General features: G+C 69.9%; 21 protein-coding genes. 18 read left to right on the top strand and 3 right to left on the bottom strand.

What is annotated here, in order from left to right; all coding sequences use genetic code 11:
- Positions 1 to 111: 111 nt before the first annotated feature.
- Positions 112 to 345 carry a hypothetical protein gene (locus AB0959_RS21430; protein ID WP_366828087.1) on the bottom strand — a complete coding sequence of 78 codons (234 nt, stop codon included), beginning with the start codon at positions 343 to 345 and terminating at the stop codon, positions 112 to 114.
- Between the two features lie 292 nt (positions 346 to 637).
- On the opposite strand from AB0959_RS21430, the gene AB0959_RS21425 reads away from it, so the two are divergent.
- The 4 genes from AB0959_RS21425 to AB0959_RS21410 all read left to right on the top strand — a co-directional run bounded on the left by AB0959_RS21425 (position 638) and on the right by AB0959_RS21410 (position 6,738).
- Complete coding sequence (locus AB0959_RS21425) at positions 638 to 3,790, top strand: beta-N-acetylglucosaminidase domain-containing protein (protein WP_366828018.1); 3,153 nt, start codon at positions 638 to 640, stop codon at positions 3,788 to 3,790.
- Positions 3,791 to 4,148: 358 nt separating this feature from the next.
- On the top strand, positions 4,149 to 4,682 hold the full coding sequence (locus tag AB0959_RS21420) for a PadR family transcriptional regulator (RefSeq protein WP_366828017.1): 534 nt from the start codon (positions 4,149 to 4,151) through the stop codon (positions 4,680 to 4,682).
- The gene (locus AB0959_RS21415; RefSeq protein WP_366828016.1) at positions 4,679 to 5,380 is read left to right on the top strand and encodes an ABC transporter ATP-binding protein; all 702 of its coding nucleotides are present in this window, start codon (positions 4,679 to 4,681) and stop codon (positions 5,378 to 5,380) included. Before AB0959_RS21420 ends, AB0959_RS21415 begins: the two co-directional genes overlap by 4 nt.
- A 5-nt stretch (positions 5,381 to 5,385) precedes the next feature.
- The gene (locus AB0959_RS21410; protein ID WP_366828086.1) at positions 5,386 to 6,738 is read left to right on the top strand and encodes an ABC transporter permease; all 1,353 of its coding nucleotides are present in this window, start codon (positions 5,386 to 5,388) and stop codon (positions 6,736 to 6,738) included.
- Positions 6,739 to 6,864: 126 nt separating this feature from the next.
- Here the strand turns inward: AB0959_RS21410 and AB0959_RS21405 are convergent, their stop codons facing one another.
- Positions 6,865 to 7,932: a mechanosensitive ion channel family protein gene (locus AB0959_RS21405; RefSeq protein WP_366828015.1), complete on the bottom strand. Its 1,068-nt coding sequence runs from the start codon at positions 7,930 to 7,932 to the stop codon at positions 6,865 to 6,867.
- Between the two features lie 371 nt (positions 7,933 to 8,303).
- Between AB0959_RS21405 and AB0959_RS21400 the strand changes: the two genes are divergently transcribed.
- From AB0959_RS21400 to AB0959_RS21375, 6 genes are all read left to right on the top strand, one after another.
- Positions 8,304 to 8,840, top strand: coding sequence for an HNH endonuclease (locus tag AB0959_RS21400; RefSeq protein WP_361946960.1), 537 nt, complete (start codon positions 8,304 to 8,306; stop codon positions 8,838 to 8,840).
- A 335-nt stretch (positions 8,841 to 9,175) separates the two neighbouring features.
- Positions 9,176 to 9,922, top strand: a complete 747-nt coding sequence (locus AB0959_RS21395) for a hypothetical protein (RefSeq protein ID WP_366828014.1) — start codon at positions 9,176 to 9,178, stop codon at positions 9,920 to 9,922.
- A 135-nt stretch (positions 9,923 to 10,057) separates the two neighbouring features.
- A complete protein-coding gene (locus AB0959_RS21390) occupies positions 10,058 to 10,459 on the top strand; it encodes an SseB family protein (protein WP_366828013.1) in 402 nt (133 codons plus the stop codon).
- Complete coding sequence (locus AB0959_RS21385; protein ID WP_366828012.1) at positions 10,456 to 11,070, top strand: hypothetical protein; 615 nt, start codon at positions 10,456 to 10,458, stop codon at positions 11,068 to 11,070. Before AB0959_RS21390 ends, AB0959_RS21385 begins: the two co-directional genes overlap by 4 nt.
- Positions 11,070 to 15,704 (top strand): putative T7SS-secreted protein, encoded by a 4,635-nt coding sequence (locus AB0959_RS21380; RefSeq protein WP_366828011.1) that lies wholly within the window; start codon positions 11,070 to 11,072, stop codon positions 15,702 to 15,704. Before AB0959_RS21385 ends, AB0959_RS21380 begins: the two co-directional genes overlap by 1 nt.
- A gap of 5 nt (positions 15,705 to 15,709) precedes the next feature.
- Positions 15,710 to 16,162: a hypothetical protein gene (locus AB0959_RS21375; protein ID WP_366828010.1), complete on the top strand. Its 453-nt coding sequence runs from the start codon at positions 15,710 to 15,712 to the stop codon at positions 16,160 to 16,162.
- Positions 16,163 to 16,302: 140 nt separating this feature from the next.
- Here the strand turns inward: AB0959_RS21375 and AB0959_RS21370 are convergent, their stop codons facing one another.
- A complete protein-coding gene (locus AB0959_RS21370; protein WP_366828009.1) occupies positions 16,303 to 16,716 on the bottom strand; it encodes an ATP-binding protein in 414 nt (137 codons plus the stop codon).
- Positions 16,717 to 16,982: 266 nt separating this feature from the next.
- Here AB0959_RS21370 and AB0959_RS21365 point away from each other — a divergent pair, with 266 nt between their 5' ends.
- From AB0959_RS21365 to AB0959_RS21330, 8 genes are all read left to right on the top strand, one after another.
- Positions 16,983 to 17,834: a helix-turn-helix transcriptional regulator gene (locus AB0959_RS21365; RefSeq protein ID WP_366828008.1), complete on the top strand. Its 852-nt coding sequence runs from the start codon at positions 16,983 to 16,985 to the stop codon at positions 17,832 to 17,834.
- A gap of 11 nt (positions 17,835 to 17,845) precedes the next feature.
- Positions 17,846 to 18,043 carry a hypothetical protein gene (locus tag AB0959_RS21360; protein WP_366828007.1) on the top strand — a complete coding sequence of 66 codons (198 nt, stop codon included), beginning with the start codon at positions 17,846 to 17,848 and terminating at the stop codon, positions 18,041 to 18,043.
- Between the two features lie 79 nt (positions 18,044 to 18,122).
- Complete coding sequence (locus AB0959_RS21355) at positions 18,123 to 18,719, top strand: Uma2 family endonuclease (RefSeq protein WP_366828006.1); 597 nt, start codon at positions 18,123 to 18,125, stop codon at positions 18,717 to 18,719.
- Between the two features lie 112 nt (positions 18,720 to 18,831).
- Positions 18,832 to 18,957 carry a hypothetical protein gene (locus AB0959_RS21350; RefSeq protein WP_366828005.1) on the top strand — a complete coding sequence of 42 codons (126 nt, stop codon included), beginning with the start codon at positions 18,832 to 18,834 and terminating at the stop codon, positions 18,955 to 18,957.
- The gene (locus AB0959_RS21345) at positions 18,957 to 19,433 is read left to right on the top strand and encodes a hypothetical protein (RefSeq protein ID WP_366828004.1); all 477 of its coding nucleotides are present in this window, start codon (positions 18,957 to 18,959) and stop codon (positions 19,431 to 19,433) included. The genes AB0959_RS21350 and AB0959_RS21345 overlap by 1 nt, the downstream gene beginning before the upstream one ends.
- 69 nt (positions 19,434 to 19,502) lie before the next feature.
- Positions 19,503 to 20,291, top strand: coding sequence for a hypothetical protein (locus AB0959_RS21340; RefSeq protein ID WP_366828003.1), 789 nt, complete (start codon positions 19,503 to 19,505; stop codon positions 20,289 to 20,291).
- A gap of 286 nt (positions 20,292 to 20,577) precedes the next feature.
- Positions 20,578 to 21,801, top strand: coding sequence for an ROK family transcriptional regulator (locus AB0959_RS21335; protein WP_366828002.1), 1,224 nt, complete (start codon positions 20,578 to 20,580; stop codon positions 21,799 to 21,801).
- A gap of 235 nt (positions 21,802 to 22,036) precedes the next feature.
- Positions 22,037 to 23,380: an ABC transporter substrate-binding protein gene (locus AB0959_RS21330; RefSeq protein ID WP_366828001.1), complete on the top strand. Its 1,344-nt coding sequence runs from the start codon at positions 22,037 to 22,039 to the stop codon at positions 23,378 to 23,380.
- The last annotated feature ends 3 nt before the right edge of the window (positions 23,381 to 23,383 follow it).

The following is a 23,383-nucleotide window of genomic DNA, read 5'->3' as shown; positions in this document are numbered from 1 at the left end:
TTCGGAGCCCTCCGCGCTCTCGGAGCTGTCGGATGATCTCTGTGAGCCCTCGGAGGAGTCGGCGTCCTCGTCGGAGCTCGGCTCCGCCGCCGGGTCGGCCGGTTGTGCCATCTAGACCCCCAGGGGATCGAGGCCGTAGCAGGCGGCGCCGGTGGGCGTGGGTTCGCTGGTCAGGGGGGCGAGGTCGGCGAGGGGCGGTTCGCTGGTGAGGGGTTCGGCGTCCGGCAGCGGGGGCTCACTGGTCAGGGGCGGTTCGGCGCAGGCACCCTCCGCGCTGAACACGCAGACGTGCTCCAGGTCGGCGGACTGCTCCGCCGTGGGTTTGGAGAGGGCCGGGAACAGCATGTGTGCGGCCACGATGGCCTCCTTGTCGTCGTACGTCACTGGCGGGGTCGCCAGCGGGGTTACGGCAGCCCCCTACCCAGTGGGCGCCTCCGCAGACGTATCCGGGTGGACAACGTGGTTTTGGTCACACACGCTCCGTTTCCCCTCGTCACTGAGCGTGCAGATTTGGGCAATTCTGGCACAACGGCCACGCACGTTGACACTGCGCCTGCCCGGGTGGTGAGGTCGATAACGTTTTGGTGTCGGCCGTGGGGGCGGCAAGGCGATTGGGCGATTGACGGAGGAGGGGGCCGTGCAGCTCCGGAGCCGGAAGGGAGCGGCGGCCATCGCGATCGCCGTGGTCGCGGGGGCGTTCGGGACGGGTCCGTCCGCGGCACGCCCGGTGGTGCCGACGACGACCTCGGACGCCCAGGACGAGTCGGCGGAGTCGGCGGAGTCGGCGGAGTCGGCCGTAGGCGCCTCCGCCGAGGGTGCGGGCACCTCCACCGAGGCAGGGGGTACGTCCGTCGCGGCTCCCGGCGGCCCGGCACAGCCCTCGAACGAGTCCACGAGTCCCCCGAGCCGGTCCGGGTCCTTACCGGACGCACCCGCGAAGAACTCGACCACGCCCTCGGTCTGGCCCCGCCCCCAGTCGCTCCGCTCGACCGGCGCCGGTGTCGCGGTCACGGACGAGATCGTCGTGGTCACCGAGGCGACGACCGATCCGTCCGCCCTCGACACGCTCCGGGCGCTGTTGTTCGAGGCCGGTGCGCGCACCGTCACGCTGGCGCGCGAAGGGGAGCGTGTCCCTTCGGGTGCGCTGGTGGTGCGCACGGGCGAGAGCCCGGCGTACCGAGGCGGGGAGGACGGGAAGGGCAGGGGGGACGGGAAGGGCAGGGAGGACGGGAAGGGCGTGGATGAGGCGCTCGCCGCTCTCGGTGCCCCGCCCCGCGCCGACCTCCCCTCCGGCGGCTACCGCCTCGCGGTCGGCCGGATCGCGGGCCGCGACACCGTGGCCCTGTCCGGCGTCGGCGGGGACGGACTGTTCCACGCGGTCCAGACGCTCCGCCAGCTGATCGCCGAGGGGCGCGTCGCGGGTGTCGTCGTCCGCGACTGGCCGGGCACCTCCCTGCGCGGCACCACCGAGGGCTTCTACGGCACCCCGTGGACGCGCGAACAGCGCCTGGCCCAGATCGACTTCATGGGCCGCACCAAGCAGAACCTCTACGTGTACGCCCCCGGCGACGACCTCTACCGCCAGGCGCGGTGGCAGGAGCCGTACCCCGCCGACCAGCGCGCCGACTTCCGTGAGCTGGCCCACCGGGCCGACCGCAACCACGTCACGCTGACGTGGGCGGTGTCCCCGGGCCAGGCGATGTGCTTCTCGTCGGACGACGACGTGGAGGCACTCACCCGCAAGCTCGACGCCATGTGGGAGCTGGGCTTCAGGGGCTTCCAGCTCCAGTTCCAGGACGTGAGTTACAGCGAGTGGCACTGCGGGGCGGATGCGGAAACGTTTGGCTCGGGGCCTCGGGCGGCGGCACGGGCGCAGGCCCGGGTGGCGAACGCGGTCGCCCGGCACCTCGCCGAACGCCACCCGGACACACCGGCGTTGTCGCTGATGCCGACCGAGTACTACCAGGACGGGCCGACCGCGTACCGGCGCGCGCTGGCGGCCGAGCTGGACGACAGGGTCGGCGTCGCGTGGACGGGCGTCGGGGTCGTGCCGAAAACCATCACCGGCGCCGAACTCGCCCGCACCCGCGAGGTGTTCGCCGGGCACCCGCTGGTCACGATGGACAACTACCCGGTCAACGACTACGCCGAGGACCGTATCTTCCTCGGCCCCTACACCGGCCGCGAACCCGCGGTGGCGGGCGGCTCGGCGGCCCTGCTCGCCAACGCGATGCCGCAGGCGGAGGCCTCCCGCATCCCGCTGTTCACCACCGCCGACTACGCGTGGAACCCGCGCGACTACCGGCCCGAGGAGTCATGGCGGGCGGCGATCGACGACGTCGCGGACGGCGACCGGACCCGCGAGGAGGCCCTGGATGCCCTCGCGGGCAACGACTCCTCGTCGGTCCTCGGCACCACCGAGTCGGCGTATCTGCGGCCGCTCATCGAAGCGGTCTGGACGGCGCGCACGACGACCGGCACGACGACCGGCCGGGCCACGTACGCGCGGGCGGCGAAGCGGCTGCGGGCCGCCTTCACCGTGATGCGCGAGACTCCCGAGCGCCTGTCCGACACCAGGATCGCGGACGAGGTCGCGCCCTGGGCCGAGCAGTTGGCCCGCTACGGCACCGCCGGTGAGACGGCCGTCGACCTGCTGGACGCCCAGGCGGCCGACGACCCGGCGGCGGCCTGGGCGGCGTACCAGGAACTGGGCCGGCTGCGCGGCGGGCTCGGCACGGGCCGGGTGACGGTCGGCGAGGGTGTGCTGGACCCGTTCCTGGCGCGGGCCCGCAAGGCGTACGAGAGCTGGGCGGGGCTCGGTCAGGAGGCGGCACGGGACGGGCGCCTGCCCCGGACCGGCGAGCTCACGGCGGTGACGGTGCTCGCCGACCCCGGCGCCCGCGGTGTGGTCGAGGCGCATGTGCCGGGCGAGGGCTGGCGGTGGATCGGGACGTTCGCGGAGGGCGGCGCGACCGAGCTCGAACTCAGGGGTTCCCTACGGGCGGACGCCCTGCGCGTACGGGGCGGTGCGGGCGTGCGCCATCTCGTGCCCTGGTACGACTCCCCCGCCACCTCACTGGAGTTGACGCGCCCCGAGACGGACGTGGAGATCGGCGGGACCCGCACGGTGACCGCCCGCCTGACGTCGCTGCGGCCCGGGGACGTACGGGGACGGCTCACCGCGAAGGCGCCCCGGGGCATCAAGGTCACGGTCCCCTCTCGTTCGACGCTCCCGCGCGGGACGGCGGTCGACGTCCCGATCGAGATCACGGTCCCCGAGGGGACGCCTTCGGGGACGTACGAGATCCCGGTCTCCTTCGGCGACGGCGACGGCGACGACTCCACGCGAACCCTGACGGTCCGTACCTTCCCGCGCACCGCGGACCGCGATCTCGCGCGTGGGGCGAAGTCCGCGTCGTCCGGCGACGAGACGAAGGACTTCCCCGCCTCGGCCGCCAACGACGGTGATCCCGGGACCCGTTGGTCGTCCCCCGCCGAGGACGGCGCCTGGTGGCAGACGGAGCTGCCCGAGCCGGTGCGCCTCGGGCAGGTGGTGCTGCGCTGGCAGGACGCGTACGCGGCCGAGTACCGCGTCCAGGTGTCGGCCGACGGCCGCACGTGGCGTACGGCGGCGGCCGTGCGGGACGGGCGGGGCGGGCGTGAGTCCGTGCGGATGGACGAGCGGGATGTGCGGTTCGTGCGCGTGCAGGGCGTCAAGCGGGCGACGCGGTACGGGTATTCGCTGTGGTCGGTGGAGGCGTACGCGGTGGCGGGGGACGCAGGACGCTGACACGTCCGGGACCCGAGGGTTCCTCGCCCCCGCCGCCCCTACCCGTTCCCGTCCCCCGGGGCTCCGCCCCGGACCCCGCTCCTCAAAGGCCGGAGGGGCTGGATATGCGCGAGTAACCGCACGGCTTTTAGGGGCGCGGGGAACTGCGCGACCAGCCACCCCCAACCCGCACCAGCCAACCCACCCCAGCCCCCCCACGGGGGGTCTGGGGGCGCAGCCCCCAGGTACAGGATGGGACGGGTAGGGGCGGCGGGGGCGAATCACCTCGAACCGCGAACCCCGACCCACGAATCCACGAATCCACGAATCCACGAACCACTATTCACTCAGTACATATACTCGGTGCATAATGATCCCCATGAGCACCCGCCACATCCTGCTGGGCCTGCTCGCCGGAGGCCCGAGCCACGGCTACGACCTCAAGCGACGCCACGACGAACGCTTCCCCCAGGCCCGCCCCCTGGCCTACGGGCAGGTCTACACGACCCTCCAACGACTGGTCCGCGACGGCCTGGCCGAGATCGACGGAACCGACTCCGACGGCGGCCCGGAACGGACGATGTACCGCTCGACGGACGACGGCACACACGAACTCACCCAGTGGGCCGCCGAGATCACCCCGCCCGCACCGTTCGTGACGAACGAGATCTTCGCCAAGGTCGTCGTCTCGATCCTCGCCGGCGGCGCCCCGTCCTCCTACCTCCAGGCGCAACGCACCGCGCACATGGAACGGATGCGGGAGCTCACCGCCGTGAAGACCGCCCGAACCACCGACCTCGCCACCGTTCTCTCGGCGGACTACGCCCTCAAACACCTCGACGCCGACCTCCGCTGGATGGACACCACCGCGGCCCGGCTCACCACTCTGACCGCGGAGGTCGACGCCTCATGAGCAACCACAGCGACAAGCCGGCGCCGCCACTCCTGGCGGCCCGCGGACTGGCCAAGACCCACGGGAGAACCCAGGCGCTGCGCGGCGCCTCGTTGGAACTGCGCGCGGGCGAGATCCTCGCCGTCACGGGCGCGAGCGGCAGCGGCAAGTCGACGCTGCTGCACTGCCTGGCGGGAATCGTCCGCCCGGACGAGGGGGCCGTGCACTACGACGGCACACGCCTCGACCAGCTCCCCGAGAAGCGGCTCAGCGAGCTGCGCCGTACGGACTTCGGGGTGGTGTTCCAGTTCGGACAGCTGATCCCCGAGCTGACGGCCCTGGACAACGTGGCGCTGCCGCTGCTGCTGGCGGGCACCTCGCGGGGGGACGCCCACGCACGGGCGGGCGAGTGGCTGGAGCGGTTCGGCGTGCTCGGGCAGGAGGAGCTGCGGCCCGGCGAGATGAGCGGCGGGCAGGCGCAGCGGGTGTCGCTGGCACGGGCGCTGGTGACCGGCCCGAAGGTCGTCTTCGCGGACGAGCCGACGGGGGCGCTGGACTCGCTCGCGGGCGAGCAGGTCATGTCGGCGCTGGTGCACACGGCCCGGGAGTCGGGCACGGCGGTGCTGCTGATCACACACGACGCGCAGGTCGCGGCGTACGCGGACCGAGAGGTCCGGCTGCACGACGGTGCCGTGGTCCCGGTGGGGGTGGCGGCGTGAGTGCGATGAGATCCGTCGCGTCGGATCTGCGTACGGCCTGGCTGCTCACCCGCGGGTCCGACCGGCGGGAGTGGTGGCGGGTGACGCTCACCGCGGTCGGGGCGGGGCTGGCGACGGCGTTCACGCTCGGGGCGACAGTGCTGGCCTCGGTGTCGGGGCGGGCGTACCGCGTTCCGCTCGCCGCCGGGCTGCTGGACGAGCCGGGCACGCGCTCCGGTGTGTTGTTGGGGCTCACGCTCCTGCTGATCCCGGTGCTGGGCTTCCTCGGCCAGTGCGCCCGGATCGGCGCCGTGCACCGCGACCGGCGCCTCGCCGGGCTGCGACTGGCGGGGGCGACGGCCTGGCAAGTACGGCGGATCGCCGCGCTGGAGTCGGGGCTGGCGTGCCTGGCGGGCGCGGCGGTCGCCACGGCGCTGTTCGTGCCGTTCCTGCTGGGCCTGGCGGATGACCCGCCCGGGATCGTCTGGGCCGGGATCGTGCTGGTCGCGCTCGCCGTCCCGCTGCTGGGCGCGCTGGTGAGCGCCCTCGCGCTGCGCCGGGTGGTCGCGTCACCTCTCGGCTGGGTGCGCCGGGTGCGGCCGGCCACGCGGCGGGGTCCGGGGGCCGCGTTCCTCGCGGCCGCGCTGGGCGTGCTGCTGGCGGGACTGTTCCTGACGCCGGACGCCTTCGGCGGGTACGCCACGGCCCCGGTGACCGTGTTCGTCGTGGTGGTCCTGACCGGGATGGGCGCCGTGGGGCTGACCGGCGTGACCTCACGGCTCACCGGCCGGCTGCTGGCCCCCCGCACCGGAAGCCCTGCCGTGCTGATCGCCGCCGAACGCATGCGCGACGCCCCGTGGACAGCGGCCCGCACCCACGCGGCGGTACTCCTGGTGACCGTGGTCGGCACCGGCTTCATGGGTGTACGGCATGCCCTGCTCACCGACCTGAACGCGAACGAGCCGACGGCCGCCGACATGTCCTACTACACCACCGGCATCAACCTCACCGGCGCGGCCGTCCTCGTCGCCCTCGCGATCACCCTCTCCGGCCTCGCGGTCGGCGCCGCCGAATCCCTGGCCACCCGCCGCCGGGGCCTGGCCGCGCAGTCCGCGGCGGGTGTGCCGTACACCGTGCTGGGCCGGGCGCTGCTGATGGAGACCGCGCTGCCGCTCGCTCCGGCGGTGCTGCTGGCGGGCGTGGGCGGCATGACGATCGGCGTCTGGTACGCGGCCGCCGTCGGCGGAGCCGGCTGGAGCGTGCCGTACGAGGCGCTCCTGGTCCCGGTGGCGGTGTACGTCCTCTGCCTCCTGGCCGCGGCCACCTCGCTGCCGCTCCTGCGCCGCACCGTGCGCCCGGCGGAGCTGCGCTACACGTGACGCCCACCACGGTCGCGGCGCCCCGGGAGGCACGGGGGTCCACCCGGGGTGCCGCGACGAGGCAGATCTCCGTACGGCGGCCTACTTCACCGGTGGGGACACCGGTAGGGCTACTTCACCGATGGGCTACTTCACCGGCGGGGCGATGGGAGCCGCCCGCTCGGACTGGGGCGACGACGTGGAGGAGTACGCGGACGGGGGTGCCATGCCGGCCGTGGGGTCCGCGTCCGCCTCACCGCCCTCCGGCTGGGCCGGGATGCCGCCCACGAGGGGGATGTCGGCCGCGTCGAAGGCCAGCTTGACGCGCCAGCGCAGCTCCCGCTCCACGGAGAGGGCCTTGCCGGGCATCGTCTTCGCGGAGACGCGGACCACCATCTGGTCGAGCAGGACGCTGTCCAGACCCAGGACCTCGATCGGGCCCCAGAGGCGCTCGTTCCAGGGCTCGTCCTTGCTCATCTCCTCGCCGACGGCCAGCAGCGTGCGGCGGACCCTGTCCAGGTCCTCACTGGGGCGGACCGTGACGTCGACGCCGGCCGTGGCCCAGCCCTGGGAGAGGTTGCCGATGCGCTTGACCTCGCCGTTGCGGACGTACCAGATCTCACCGTTGTCGCCGCGCAGCTTGGTCACGCGCAGCCCCACCTCGATCACCTCGCCGGAGGCGACGCCCGCGTCCACGGTGTCCCCGACGCCGTACTGGTCCTCGAGGATCATGAAGACGCCGGAGAGGAAGTCCGTGACCAGGTTCCGGGCGCCGAAACCGATGGCGACACCGGCGACACCGGCCGAGGCCAGCAGCGGCGCCAGGTTGATCTCGAAGGTGGCGAGGATCATCAGGCCGGCCGTGCCCATGATCAGGAAGGAGGCGACCGAGCGCAGCACCGAGCCGATGGCCTGGGAGCGCTGACGCCGCCGTTCCACGTTGACGAGCAGCCCGCCGAGGGCGGTGCCGTCGACCGCCGAGGCCGTACGGTTCATGCGGTCTATGAGCTTGGTGATGGCCCGGCGGATCGCCACTCTCAGGACGGCCGCGATCACCAGGATCAGCAGGACCCGCAGACCGATCGCGAGCCAGGTGGACCAGTTCTCCTCGACCCAGCTCGCGGCGTTGGTCGCGCTCTCCTGGGCGTCCTGGAGCGTGGGGGCCGTCGGTCCCTCAGTGGGATCGGCGGCCGACAGCAGGACGGACAAGGACACGGCAGGTACCTCCAGGTATAGCGGGTCTGCCGACAGACAGGGGGGACACGGCCACGGACCGTCGCGGACCCGTCATGAACATGGACGAGCCTGGACCGGAGCGTGGACAGACGTGGACTACCGGGCAGAACCACCACACTATCGGGGCATCGTGTGTGGATCGTCGTGATGTTCGAGGGAGAGACCACTGTCACCCGGGAATGAACAGGTGGGATGAAGTGCCCCCGTCCGGGGGGATGAATGAGGTGTGGTCGAAAACACTCCCAGCCCGTTACCGGGACATGGTGGCGCTTCCACCAGGCATGAGGGGAGACTGACTACGGATCGTCCACGGCGCGAGCCACGCGCCGCCGGCGTACAAGGAGGCATCCGTGCCGCATGTCCTGGTCCTGAACGCGTCGTACGAGCCGCTGGGCGTCGTACCGCTCCGCCGCGCGCTCGTCCTCGTCCTCGAGAACAAGGCCGTCTGTCTCGAGGAGTCCGGCGCCTTCATGCACAGCGCGACCGTCACAGTCCCCGCACCCAGCGTGGTCCGGCTCAAGAGGTTCGTTCGGGTCCCTTACCGGGGGCCCGTCCCACTGACCCGTCGGGCGCTGTTCGCCCGCGACGGGGGCCGGTGCATGTACTGCGGTGGCGTCGCAACCAGCGTCGACCACGTCATCCCGCGCAGCCGCGGGGGCAAGCACGTGTGGGACAACGTGGTGGCGTCCTGCCGGCGCTGCAACCACGTCAAGGCCGACCGCCATCTCGTCGAGATCGGCTGGCGGCTCCGCCACAAACCCGCACCGCCCACCGGTCTGGCCTGGCGCATCATCGGGACCGGCCATAGGGACCCGCGCTGGCTGCCCTACTTGCAGCCGTACGGCGCGGACGACGCGATGGCCCGGATCGACGGCATTTCCGCCTGACGATCCGGGCTTTTGCATAGCCCGGAGTTCTGCTCGCGTGCTCTGCTCGCGTGCTCTGCTCGCGTGCTCCCGCTCGCGTGCTCCCGCTCGCGTGCTCTGCTCGCGAGCGGCGGGGTGTCTTTCGCAGGCCCTGGGGACGTATGCGCCCCAGGGCCGATCGGTGTGCGGGAGCGCGACCGGCGGCCTCCCGTGGCGTGGAGGGCTGGGCGGGACTGCGCCGGGCGAGTGGACATGGTGGCGCCTGCGGGTGACTCCCCGGAGCGCCTGGCGGATTCACCCACATTTCGGGCTAGGGACCCTGCGTCCTGTGCACCGAGTGATGGGTTGTCCCGACCATGCTGAAGACCGCGCTGCGGATCACCTCCGCCACCCTTGTCGCCGCCTCGTTGGCCCTGGCGTCCCCCGCCGACGCGTCATCGGCATCGGATCCGTATCCCGGAACCCCGGAGCAGATCCGTGACACCGGCCCCTGCGGCCCGACCGGCGCGTACAAGCAGTCGGACTGGTCCCAGACCACGACGGATCTCGGAATCCAGCCACAGCCGGACCTGGTCGCGATCCGCGAGGGCTGGTACTGGCGTCACGACGACAACACGCTGTGGCGGGGCGACACCCGGCCCGATCCGGAGCCGATCTTCCGCAACGGCTTCACCCCTCTGGGATCGACACTCACCCCGCTCGCTGAGTGGATCACCGGGGGCGGCGGCCAGAACACCGCGCACCTAAGCACCACGTGCGCACGGTGGGTGGCACAGGCCTTCGCCACGGGGGGCACCCAGCACATCGGGTGGGTGTACGCGATCCAGGCCCCGGGCGGGATCGACGTGAACGCCACCGCACGGCAGACCGGCATCCAGTCGCCGTACCTGTGGAACAAGGAGATCGACTTCCCCGGCGGTGTCCAGGGCAGGTTCATCGAGGGTGCGTGCCAGTACCAGTGGATCCGCCCGCCCGCGGGAGAGCCCGACATCTACCGGCTCCTCGGCTGCCGGACGAACAGCCACTTCAGCCCGACGTCCGGCGCGTCGGCGGTCGACCCGAGCGTGGACGAGTCGGCGCCCGTGGCCGTTCCGGCGCGCTGAGCCCTCGTCGGCCCAGCAGGAAGGCAGAACCGGCCACTCCACACCACAGCGCCGAGCCCTGTGGTGTTCCAGGAGCCCAACCAGCTAACGTGATCGACCGTTTGCGCGACGAATGGGTGACGGGGAGCGACGGGAGTGGCCGGGGTGGGAGCGGAGGCGTTGCGGCTGCGGCTGGCGGACTTGGCCGAGGCCGGGCAGGGCGATCTGCGGGCGGTGGTCGGGGACTTCCGGCGCTGTGAGGTGCTGGTACCGGTGATGGACGACGCGTTGCTGTCGGTGGAGGCGGGCGGTATCCGCTGGCTGCTGGTGTTCACGGATGACGGGGCGTTGGCGCGTTTCGCCGAGGCGCGGGGTGAGGCGGTGCCCGAGCGGGTGCCGGTGTACGGGGCGCGGTTGCTGGACCAGGTGATCCCTGAGGTGGGCGGTCCGGTCGGGATCGCGGTGGACGCGGGCAGTCCGGCAGGGATGGTGCTGCCACCGGTGGCGGGGATCGTTCCGGAGTCGGTGGCGCTGGACGCGGAGGGGGCGTCGGCGTGAGCGACGGCGGTGGTGCTGGTGGTTACCGGGTCGACGCGGAGGCGCTGGAGCGGATCACCCGGGGCATCAACCTGGCGATGGACGAGCTCAAGGAGCTGGGCTTCGACATCGAGGCGAACCTGGGGCGCGGCTTCGACGAGTTGGAGCTGGCGGGCCTGGAGGTGGGCGACGCGAGCCTGCACCAGGTCTTCGAAGGCTTCTGCGAGCGGTGGGGCTGGGGCGTGCGTTCGCTGATGCAGGACGCGAACGAGTTCGCGGGTCGGCTGAACCTGTCGGCGGGGCTGTACCACGAGCAGGAGCAGTACGTCTCGAACACCATGAAGACGGTCTGGACGGCGGCGGCCGGCAACCCGTACCTGTCCCCGGAGGAGGTCGAGCAGCGCTCCTGGTCGGACACGCTGAAGGACAACGCCTACTCCCAAGCGGCGGACGCGGACTACAGCGCGGAGTCCCTCGTGGAGGGCGAGGAGGGAGCGCGACAGGCCTGGGCGCAGGCGGGGGACGACCTGGCGAGTTCGACGGTGACGCCGGACGCGATGCTCGATCCGAGAACGGACTGGCAGTGGGGCGGCCCACCTCAGCCCCCGGCACCTGGGGAGGGTAAGGGCTGATGGGCCTGGGGGACATGGTCGACGGCCTCGGGGATGGCATCGAGGGCGCGGTCGACGGCGTGAAACAGGGCGTGGGCGAGGCCGTCAACTGGGGCACGGACCGGGCGGCGGACGGTCTGTCGGCGGTCGGCGCGGACGGCATGGCCGAGGGGGTCCGCGACTTCGGCGAGGGCGTGAACAACCGGCTGGGCGGCGAGGTCGCCGAGCGCGAGCTGGGCGAGACGGAGGACCCCAAGGAGCTGATCCACGGCAGTCCGGAGGCGATGGACGCGCGGGCGCAGCACCTGCGGGACTTCTTTCGAGCGTTCGAGAACGTCGGTCAGGGCCTGCGGTCGTTGGACACGGGCGGCTGGCAGGGCGAGGCGGGGGACGCCTTCCGCGCGAAGTTCGACATGCAGCCCAAGCAGTGGCTGACGGCGGCGGACGCGTGCGAGAGCGCGGCGGCCGCGTTGGAGGCGTACGCGGACACGGTGCGCTGGGCGCAGCGGCAGGCGCAGGCCGCGATCGAGGCGTTCCGCGCCGCCCAGGATGCGTACCGGCAGGCGGCGGACGCGCACAACGCGAAGGTGGAGGCCTTCAACCAGGCGGCCGACCGGTACAACGCCGCCGCGTTGGCGGGCCGGAACCCGGGCCCCCGCCCGACCGAGCCGGGCACCTTCACCGACCCGTCGGTGGCGGGCCGGCGGGAGGCGGTGGAGATCCTGGCCGAGGCACGCCGCCAGCGCACGGCGGCGGCCCGGGACGCACAGCGGCGGCTGGCGGGGGCCCTGGAGACGGCTCCGCCGAAGCCGGAGTTCACCGACCGTCTCGGCGCCAACGCCATGGACGCCGTCGTGGGCGTCCAGCTGAACCAGGTCCACGTCCTGGGCGGCCTGCTCAAGGGCGGCGCGGACATGGTGAAACTGGCCCGCACGGTCAACCCGATGGACTCCTACAACCTCACCCACCCGGGCGAGTGGCTGAAGAACTCCAACATGCTCCTGGCCGGCCTGGTCGGCACGGCCGCCCACCCCGAGCGGCTGCCGATGTCCATCCTGGGCACGGGCTGGCGCAGCGACCCGGGCGACGCGATGGGGTACCTCGCCTCGAACCTGATCGGTGGGAAGGGCGCGGGGGCGGCGGGGCGGGGGGCGCTGCGTGGGGCGGCTCGGGGCGCGGTGACGGGGGGCGCGCGCGAGGGCGTGACGGCGTCGATCCGCAACTTCGCCCGGAAACTCTGGTGCAGGACGTTCGGCGGCGACCCGATCGACATGGCCACGGGCCGCATGGCCCTTCCCCAGACGGACATCTCGCTACCGGCCCGTCTCCCCCTGGTCTTCTCCCGGTGCTTCGAGTCGTCCTACCGGGCTGGCCGCTGGTTCGGCCCCACCTGGGCCTCCACCGCGGACCAGCGCCTGGAGGTCGACGCCGAGGGCGTCATTTTCATCCGCGAGGACGGCTCCCTGCTGGCCTACCCCCACCCCGCGCCCGGCGTACCGGTCCTCCCGCTGGACGGCGAGCACCATCCGCTGACCGTCGACGCGTGGGGCGACTACACCGTCACCGACCCCGAATCCGGCCGTACTTGGTACTTCGCGTCCCCGGGCGGCGACGGCAACGGCATCGCGCTGCTGGAGCAGATCACCGACCGCTCGGGCAGCCAGTGGCTCACGTTCGACTACGACGCGGAGGGCGCCCCCACGGGCATCGCCCACTCGTCCGGCTACCACTTGAAGATCACCACCGAGGGCGAACGCGTCACCGCCCTGCACTTGGCCGGGGCGGCAGCCGACGGCACCGATCAGGAACTGGTCCGCTTCGGCTACGACGAGCAGGGCCCCCTGACGGCAGTGACCAACTCCTCAGGCACTCCGACCCGGTTCACCAACGACGACCTGGCCCGGATCACCTCCTGGACGGACACCAACGGCTCCACGTACCGCTACGTCTACGACGAGCAGGACCGCTGCACCTTCCAGGCGGGAGAGGCGGGCCACCTGCGCAACACCTACACGTACGACGGCACAGCCCCGGAAACCGGCCACCAGGTCACAACAAAGACCGACTCACTCGGCCACACCACCCGCTACCTGATCAACAACCACCTCCACGTGGTGGCGGAAACGGGACCGGACGGCGCGACGACGCACACGACCTACGACCGCGGCGATCGCCCGCTGACCATCACAGACCCCCTGGACCGCACCACCAGCTACGCCTACGACAAGGCCGGCCGCCCGATCATGGCCGTCCGCCCCGACGGCCGCTACAGCAGCATCGGCTACAACGACCAAGGCCTACCGGTAGTAGTCGCCCACTTGGACGGCACCCGGACCTGGCAGGAGTACGACGCCAACGGCAACCGCACCGCCGTGACCGACCCCTCCGGGGCGACCACACGCTTCACCTACAACGCCATGGGCCACCTGGCATCGGTCACCGACGCGCTGAACGCGACAACACAAGTACGGTGCGACGCCGCAGGCCTGCACCTGGAGATCACCGACCCGCTCGGCGCCGTCACCCGCTACGAACGTGACACTTTTGGCAGACCTGTCACACTCACGGACCCACTGGGCGCGGTCACCCGCCTGGAATGGACGGTGGAAGGCAAACCCGCCCGCCGCACCGCCCCGGACTGCACCACCGAATCCTGGACCTACGACGGCGAGGGCAACTGCATCACCCACACCGACCCTATGGGGGCGGTCACTCGGTACGAGTACACGCACTTCGACCTACTGGCGGCGCGCACCGGCCCGGACGGCGTCCGCTACCAGTTCGAACACGACACCGAGCTTCGACTGAGGAAGGTCACCAATCCTCAGGGCCTGACGTGGAGTTACGAGTACGACCCGGTCGGACGCCTGGTCGCGGAGACAGACTTCGACGACCGCACGGTGGCCTACGAGCACGACACAGCCGGTCAGTTGACCGACCGCACCACCGCCTCCGGCGACGTCATCCGCTTCCAGCGAGACGTACTGGGCCGCACCGTGACCAAGGACGTGGCCGGTGCGGTCACCACCTACGCCTACGACGTAACTGGGGGCCTCGCTGAGGCGACGGGGCCGGACACAACGCTGACCCTGCAACGGGACACCGCCAGCCGCCTGATGTCCGAGACGGTTGCCGACCGCACCACGACTTACACCTACGACGCACTGGGCCGTCGCACGAGCCGCACCACCCCCACCGGAGCAACCAGCACCTTCACCTACGACGCCGCAGGCAACTGCACCGAACTGACCACCTGCGGCCGCCGAATCGCCTTCACCCACGACGCGGCAGGCCGCGAACTCACCCGCCACCTCGGCAACACCCTCACCCTCGCCCACACCTTCGACCCCCTGGGCCGCCTCACCAAACAGGAACTCACCGGCCCAGCCAACCAACGCCTCCAGCACCGCGCCTACACCTATCGCGCCGACGGCCACCTGAGCGGAATCGACGACCACCTGACCGGCGCCCGCCGCTTCGACCTCGACACGGCCGGGCGAGTCACCGCCGTCCACGCCACGGACTGGACGGAGATTTACGCCTACGACGAGGCGGGCAACCAGACCCACGCCACCTGGCCCACCACCCTCCCCGGTCAGACCGCCACCGGCCCCCGCACCTACACCGGCACCCGCATCCTCCGCGCCGGCGCCGTCCGCTACGAACACGACACCGCAGGCCGCATCACCCTGCGCCAGAAGACCCGCCTCTCCCGCAAACCCGACACCTGGCGCTACACCTGGGACGCAGAAGACCGCCTCACCCAGGTCGTCACCCCCGACGGAGCCACTTGGCGCTACCGCTACGACCCCCTGGGGCGCCGCATTGCCAAGCAACGCCTGGCCTCGGACGGCGAAACAGTTCTGGAGCAGGTCGACTTCACCTGGGACGGCGCGACCCTCTGCGAACAAACCACGCACGCCCCCGGCGCTGCCCAGCCGACCGTCACGCTCACCTGGGACCACAATGGACTGCACCCCCTGGCCCAGACCGAACGCAAGTCCCTTGCCAACTCGCCCCAGGAAGAAATCGACTCCCGCTTCTACGCCATCGTCACCGATCTGGTCGGCACCCCCACCGAACTCGTCGACGATGGTGGCGACATCGCCTGGCGCGCCCGCACTGCCCTCTGGGGCACCACAGCCTGGGACCACACCGCCACCGCCTACACTCCGCTTCGTTTTCCGGGCCAGTACTTCGACCCCGAAACCGGCCTCCACTACAACTACTTCCGCCACTACGATCCTGAAACAGCCAGGTACACCACACCCGACCCCCTTGGTCTCGCACCTGCCGATAATCCATACGCATACGTTCACGATCCGCTCCTCTGGATTGACCCACTCGGCCTCTCGCCCTGCCCAAGAGCTAGAGTCATTGGAAACGACCCGGACTACCGAATAATCGCCACATTGGAAGGGTTGCAGTATTTTGAAGTTCCTATGACGTACTGGAACAGACTTACACCGGAGCAACAATGGGCCGAGAATATAAAATTCCTTGATAGAGGAATAGCAGAGGGCGCTACATTCCGACTCGCCACCCCAATAGGAAAGGAGAGAGCAGGCTCTGCGTACCTTGCCGAAATTAACCACCTGCTGAAAAATGGTTACACGTTCAATGCGACGGGGGATTCCTTGATCCCCGGAAGGTGAGTTTCATGACTGACCAGAGCCTGGCCGACGAACTGTCTGAATGGCTCCTAGGGCACGGATTTTCCATCATGGAAGAAGTGCGCGAGACGGGAGGCTTTGAAAATGTCTGGATTCGCTTCGCAGGCGAAGGGTGTGAAGTGCAATTGCTCCGAGAAAGGGGAAAATGGGGAATCACCCTGAGCCCACCCAGCGGCGACCCCCGGCTCGCCCCACAGATTTGGCGCTATTACATAGATAACTCCGCCCTGGAGGAGACACTGGCCGAACGAGGCGAGCCTTTCGAAACGGAGGTCTCCTTTGTCCGGAACAGGCTCCATGAAGTTATCGCTGCGGCACAGTCAGACGAAAACATCGGGGACCGTCTCACCGAAATTAATTGGACGATCATCAAGGACAGTCTCGGACTGGATCCAAATATGCCGCAGCCCGGACAGCCGGGGTTCGAAGATTTCCGTTGAACCGGAAAGGCCGAGTCATCTGCCCGCCAAAGCGGCCTTCACACTGCCCACCCGCCCTGGACGACAACCCGAGCAGCCCCGATCGCAATCTGAGCGACCCGAGGCTGCACAATACCGACTCGCGGTCGACTAATGCCGAGTCATTCCCGCCCGGCAGACAACTCGAACCTCACCACCTTCCAGCCGGGTGTCCGGGAATGGATGGCTACCGGATAGCGCCCCCATGCGTCCGCCAGCACCTCCACCAGGTACAGGCCCCGGCCGAAGTCCTGGTCGGTGGTGCAGGGAAGGGGATCGGGGAGCTCCGGGTGGTCGTCCATGACTCCGATGCGTACGGCGTCGGGGCGGGAGCGGAGTCTGACGGAGACCGGGCCGTCGGAGTGCTTCACCGCGTTGGAGACCAGCTCCGAGGTCAGCAGTTCGGCCGTGTCGGTGAGTTCGCGGGGGCGAGCGTACCTGGCGAGGGCCGTGCGGATGGTGTGGCGGGCGATGCGTGGGGCTCTCGGGTCGTTGGGGAGTTGCAGGTGGCATTCCCAAGGGGTGGGTTCGGGCATGGGTGATCTCCGTTCCGGGTGAAGTGAGTGGTGGGGCACGGCAGTTGGTGGCTCGTCTCCCTGACGCAGGCCCGCCCCTCCCAGGGGAGGAGTACGTGGGCAGGCTCGCGCGATGCGCTGCCAACTGCGGTGAGTAGCTGATGCGCTACTTAAAGTAGAGCCACGGCTGGTTACATTGCCACTCGCTTGAAGCAATTGACCCTTTCGTGGCTCACTGTGGCCAGGAGGCTGCAGACTGCACACAGACCGCACGCGGAAGGAACGGCATGCCACCGAGGACGACCCCCACGGAGCGCCAGAGGCGACTGGGCAGCGAGCTGCGCAAGATGCGGACAGCCGCCGGGATGTCCGCCGACCAGGCCGCCGGGCTCCTCGGGCTGGACCGGGCCAAGATCTCCAACATCGAGACGGGAATCCGCACCATCAGCCCGGAGCGGCTGCGCACCCTCGCCTGCAACTGCGCCTGCTCGGACCAGGCTTACGTGGACGCGCTGGTGAACATGGCCCGGCCCAACGGGCGTGGCTGGTGGGAGCGGTACCGAGGTTCGCTCTCTCCGGGGCTCCTGGACATCGCGGAGCTGGAGTCGCACGCCACGCGTATGCGGACGGCCCACACCGCACACATTCCCGGCCTGTTCCAGACGAGCGACCACGCGCTCGAGCTCTTCCGGGCCGTACTTCCGTCGTTGCCCGAGCACGAGATCGCCCTCCGACTGGCGTTCCGCGCCGAACGTCAGCAGGTTCTGGCCGGTGACAGCCCGCCCGAGTACGTCGGTGTCGTGCATGAGGCAGCCCTGCGCATGCAGTTCGGCGGGCGCAAAGTCGCGCGTGCGCAGTTGGAGCACCTGCTGACTGCGTCCGAGCGGCCATCCGTGCGCCTTGTTGTCATTCCGTTCCCCGCGGGGACGTTCCCCGGAGCCGGACAGACCGTCAACTACCTGGAGAGTTCCGTTCCCGAGTTGGACACCGCTCAGGTCGACAGCTCACACGGTCCGGAATTCCTGGGTGGTGAGGGGCAGTTGGCGAAGTACCGTGCCCATCTGGACTGGATGGAGCGCATCGCCCTGGCGCCCGATGCGTCGCGCGATCTCATCCGCGAGATCGCCAACGATCTGTGAGGAGACGCCCTGTGGACAACAACACGATCGCGTGGGAAGAACCGTTCTGCGGCGAGGGAGCCAGCTGCTTCCGCCTCGGCACCGACCCCCAAGGCAACGCCTACATCGCCATAGCCGGCGCCGAGCACACCTACCTCACCGACAGCCATGACGCCCTCCGCTCACTCATCCTCGACATCAAGGCGGGGAAGGTGGATCACCTGCTCTGAGCGGTTCAGCACGCCGTTCGAGTGAACGCGACCGTTTTCCCCGGTCACGGGGCATCCAGGGTGGCTCATCGTTCTGCCCATGGAGCCGGAGCAGGACCCCGTCGATTTGTTGAGCGCGATCGAGGAGGCGTCGGTTGCGCCGATTCGACCCGAGTACATCGAGGAGACGGCCTTCGTGCCACCGCAGCGGAGCCACAAGCACAACAAGGGCGCATTCAGGCTCGCCGTTCAGCTGGACTCAGCTGGGCTCCTGGTCGGCATGGGAAACGGCTACCGGGCCGCCAGTAAGGACGGCAGCACGATGTCCCTGCTCGCCCCGGACTTCTGTGTGCTGCACCGCGAGCCCACCGAACTCGACGAGTCGTATCTCAGGACCCACCAGGGCTGGTACCCCATCGACATGATCGTCCTGGTCGGCGAGGTCACCTCCACCAACCACGAGACGGACACCGGCCCCAAGCTGCGCACCTACGCCGCCGCCGGAGTGCCCGTCTACGTCCTCATCAACCGCAACGCGAAGACCGCCCACTGCTACACAGACCCGATGCGGCCCGGCGAGGACCCCACGCAGGCGTACTACGCGTCCGAGGCCAAGGTCGGCCTCGGTGAGCCGCTCGCGCTCCCGGCCCCGTACCCCACCCTCGACACGGCTCCCTTCGGTGAGACAGCCGAGTAGAGGGCGCTGGAGCAGCAGCCCTACGTCCACCTGACGTGCGAGTGTGGAGGTTTCCGAAGAGAACTGTCGAGGTACCAGCAGCCCGGTTTTGACGGGGCGTCCGCCCCCTAGGATGGCGCGAAGCATTCGCACGAGTTGGCCGATTTTCCCTCACGGCGTCAACGGCGTCATCGGCGTGAACGAGGTCAACGGCCGACGGATCGTCCGCCCCGTCCACCCCAACCCCGACTGGTACTGATGAGCACACACGCCTACCCCAGGACGGGAGCCAGGGTCCCCGCCCCCGCCTGGCGTTTCTGGTCCCTGCTGGTCACCGCCCTGGTCATCGGCTCGGCGGGACTCCTGGCAGCCCGCTTCGTCTTCGACGGTGACACCTTCCAGAACTGCCGCTACCTCGGTCCGTCCACCCGCATGTACGTCACCTCCTGGGCCGCCCCGGCGTGCGGCCTGGCCGCCGCGTTGCTCCTGCTGGCCCTGCGCCGCGGAGCGCACCGGCGGGGGCAGCGGCCGGGGGCGGTGTGGCAGGGGCGCGTGGCCATGGTGGCCGTGTGCCTCGTGCCCGTTCTGCTCCTGGCACAGTTCGCGGCGCTGTACTGGGTCTACGAGCCCGATCCCTCCGGAGGGCAGGACTGCTCCGGCCTGTCCGCGACCCACGGCAGCTCACACCGTCTTCACACACAGCACGCGTTCCCCTCACGCCTCACCAAGATCTAGATTCCCTTCAACAACGGGCCCTTGTTCTGGAGCGCAACGCCCAGGGGCCCGTTTCGAATGTGGGGATACATGCGCAAGTTCGCCGTCGGCACCGCCGTGTGCGGTGCTCTGGCCCTCTCGGCCCTCGCCGTACCGTCGGCGCAGGCACTCACGCCGGACATCACCTTCTCCAACGTCGTCGTCAACAGCGGCAAGGCGATCACGGTCGGCACCACCAACACCGTCATCGTTCCGGTGACGTACACGATCACCCGCAGCGCCGACGTCCAGTTCGACGACGTCAACGCGATGGTCATGCTCTACCGCGGCACCAGCTTCACCACCGCCCAGAACGTCCTGGGCCCGGGCGACGCGCCCAGCTGCACGGCCGTAAACGACACTACGCAGAACTGCACCGGTGACATCAGCATCACTCCGCAGGGCGACCTGTACGAGGCCGCCGACGCCACCACGTGGAAGACCGCCGGCGAGTACATACGCATGGGCGACGACGGTGTGGACGTCATAGCGCGGAACACCGGCTCGACCGCCACCATCAAGCGCGCCGCCAAGCTCACCACCAACGCCACGCCGGAGCCGGTGGCCAAGGGCAAGACCCTCACCGTGAAGGGCAGCCTGACCCGGGCCACCTGGTCGTCCGGCACCTACACGGGCTACGCGAGCCAGCCGGTGACCCTGCAGTTCAGGGCCAAGAGCAGCACCACGTACAGCGACGTCAAGACGGTGACGTCGGGCACGGGCGGCGCCCTGTCCACCACGGTCACGGCCTCGGTCGACGGCTACTACCGCTACAAGTTCGCGGGGACGTCCACGACGGCCGCGAAGACGTCCACCTCCGACTACGTCGACGTGCAGTAGCAGCTGCGGTAGCGACCGCGGTAACGACACGTTCGGTAAGGACGTGCCGTGAATCCCGTGGGACACCACGGCCCCCACCCCCCACACGCCCCGCCCCCGCAGGTAACGAGTCCGTTGCCTCGGGGGCGGTTCGCGTCGGAGGGGCTTGACGGCCTCACTGGTCCGGACCTACCTTCCTCCCCAACCGATAGGAAACTTTCCTAACAGTGGCCGATGGGTACCTCGACATGGACGCCCGGACAGGTCACTGAGATGCTGAGCAGCCGAGAGGCAGGTGTCGACACGCATGGCAGGAACCGGATCCGGCAGCACGCCGGGCACCCCGCGCGTCCTGCGCGCCATGAACGACCGTGCCGCGCTGGACCTCCTCCTCACCCACGGCCCCCTGTCCCGCACCCGGATCGGGAAGCTCACGGGACTGTCCAAGCCGACCGCCTCCCAGCTGCTGGCCCGGCTGGAGTCGGCGGGGCTCGTCCTCGTGACGGGCACCAGCGAGGGGCGGCCCGGCCCCAGCGCCCAGCTGTACGCGGTCAACCCGGCCGCCGCGTACGCCGCCGGGCTCGACGTCACCCCCGAGCGCATCCTCGCCGCCGTCGCCGACATCACCGGCCGCACGGTGGGCGAGCACGAGGTCCCCACCCCGGGACGGCGTTCAGGACACACCGTCGTACGGCAGGTCACCGACGCCCTCGACGGGGCGGTCAAGGCCGCCGGGGTCGGCCGGGACGACGTGCACCGGCTCGTGATCGGCACTCCGGGCGCCTTCGACCCCAACACGGGCCGTCTGCGCTACGCCTCCCACCTGCCCGGCTGGCACTCCCCCACCCTCCTGGACGAGCTCGCCGCCACCCTGACGATGCCGGTGGAGTACGAGAACGACGTCAACCTCGTCGCGATCGCCGAACAGCGGCTGGGCGCGGCCAGGGGGCACGCCGACTTCGTCCTGCTCTGGAACGAGGGCGGTCTCGGTGCCGCGCTCGTCCTCGGCGGCCGGCTGCACCGCGGCTGGACCGGGGGCGCCGGCGAGGTCGGTTTCCTGCCGGTGCCGGGCGCGCCGCTGGTCCGCCAGGTGAGCAAGGCGGGCAGCGGGGGCTTCCAGGAGCTGGCCGGTTCGCAGGTCATCCCCCGGCTCGCCCGTGAGCTGGGCATCGAGGACGTCCCCGACGGTCCGTACGCCGAGGTCGCCGCCGCACTGGTGGCACGGGCGGCGGACGGAGGCCCGGGCGCCGGTCTCCACCGACGGCTCCTGGAGACGTACGCGACCGGGCTGGCCACCGGTCTCGCCTCGCTCATCTCCGTGCTCGACCCCGAACTCGTCGTCCTCAGCGGCTCCGCGCTCACCTCGGGGGGCGAACCCCTCCGCGGTCTCGTCGAGGCCGAGCTGGCGGAACTGGCCGCCTCCCGGCCCCGCCTGGTGGTCGGCGACGTGACCGAACACCCCGTGCTGCGCGGCGCGTTGGAGAGCGCGCTCGCCACCACCCGCGACGAGGTCTTCGACACCTCGCGCTAGCCCGTACGCGTCCGCGCCCAGGCACACCCGCACTTCCCGCACTTCCCGTACTTCCCGTACTTCCCGTACTTCCCGTACTTCCCGTACTTCCCGTACTTCCCACTTCCTTCCCTGCCCTTTCCCTGCCCTTCCTCTGCCCTCACCTGCCCTCACCTGCCCTCACCTGCCCTCACCTGCCCTTCCTCTGCCCTGACCTGCCCTTTTCCGCCCTACCCCTGCCTAGGGAGACCCCGCCATGTCCGGAATGTCCAAGAGAGTCGCTGTCGCTCTCGCCGCCTCCGCTTCCCTCGCCCTCCTCACCACCGCCTGCACCGGCCAGTCCTCCTCCTCCTCCGGGTCCAGCGACGACGCGTCCAAGGAGACGACCATCAACTTCTGGCACGGCTGGAGCGCGCCGTCCGAGCAGAAGGCCGTGAAGGACCTGGTCGCCGGATTCGAGAAGACGCACCCCAACATCCACGTCAACGTCGTCGGCAACATGACCGACGACAAGGTCAACCAGGCGCTGCGCGCCGGCGGTGACAAGGCCCCCGACGTCGTGTCGTCCTTCACCACGAACAACGTGGGCAAGTTCTGTTCGTCCGGTGCGTTCGTCGACCTCAACCCCTTCTTCAAGAAGGCGGGCATCGACCCGGACACGACCTTCCCGAAGGCGATGAACGAGTACACCCAGTACGACGGCGACCGCTGCACGGTGCCGCTGCTGGGCGACGCGTACGGCCTCTATTACAACAAGACCGCGTTCGAGAAGGCCGGTATCAAGAGCCCGCCGAAGACGTGGTCCGAGTTCGCGGCCGACGCCAAGAAGCTGACCATCAAGAAGGGCGACTCGTTCTCGCAGCTCGGTGTCATGCCGAACTACCACGGCTGGGAGTTCACGACGGAGCACGTCTTCGCCCAGTTGTCTCCGACGTACTTCGACGCCAGCGGCAAGTCGAACGTCGCCAAGGACCCGAAGTTCGCGGAGGGCTTCACGTTCCAGAAGAAGCTCGTCGACGAACTCGGCGGCTACAAGAAGCTGGAGAAGTACCGCTCCGGGCTCGGTGACGAGTGGGGCCCGAAGCACCCCTTCCACACCGGCCAGGTCGCGATGCAGCTGGACGGTGAGTGGCGGCTCGGGATGGCCATGGACGCGAAGCCGAAGTTCGAGATCGGCGTGGCGCCGCTGCCCGTTCCCGACGACCAGGCGGACCAGTACGGCAAGGGGTACATCACCGGCACCATCGCCGGCATCCCCTCCACCAGCAAGAAGCAGAACGCGGCGTGGGAGCTGGTGAAGTACATGACCACGAACACGGACGCGGTGGTGAACTTCTCCAACGCCATCCACAACGTGCCCTCCACGCTCGCGGCTCTGAAGTCGCCGAAGCTGAAGTACGACCCGCGCTTCAAGACGTTCCTGGACATCGCCTCGAACCCGAACTCGCAGACCAGCCCTGCGTCCGTCAACGGCGGCGTGTACCTGGTCACGATCCAGAAGCTCGGGTACGACTACGAGAGCGGCAAGGTCACCGACCTGAAGGCCGGCCTGGAGAAGGCGGCCAAGCAGATCGACACGGACATCGCGCAGGCGAAGTAGTCC

Source organism: Streptomyces sp. NPDC046862, from assembly GCF_040704615.1.
Taxonomy (GTDB): Bacteria; Actinomycetota; Actinomycetes; order Streptomycetales; family Streptomycetaceae; genus Streptomyces.
The sequence above is the reverse complement of the archived record's forward strand: the minus strand, read 5'-3'. Positions and strand labels throughout refer to the sequence as shown.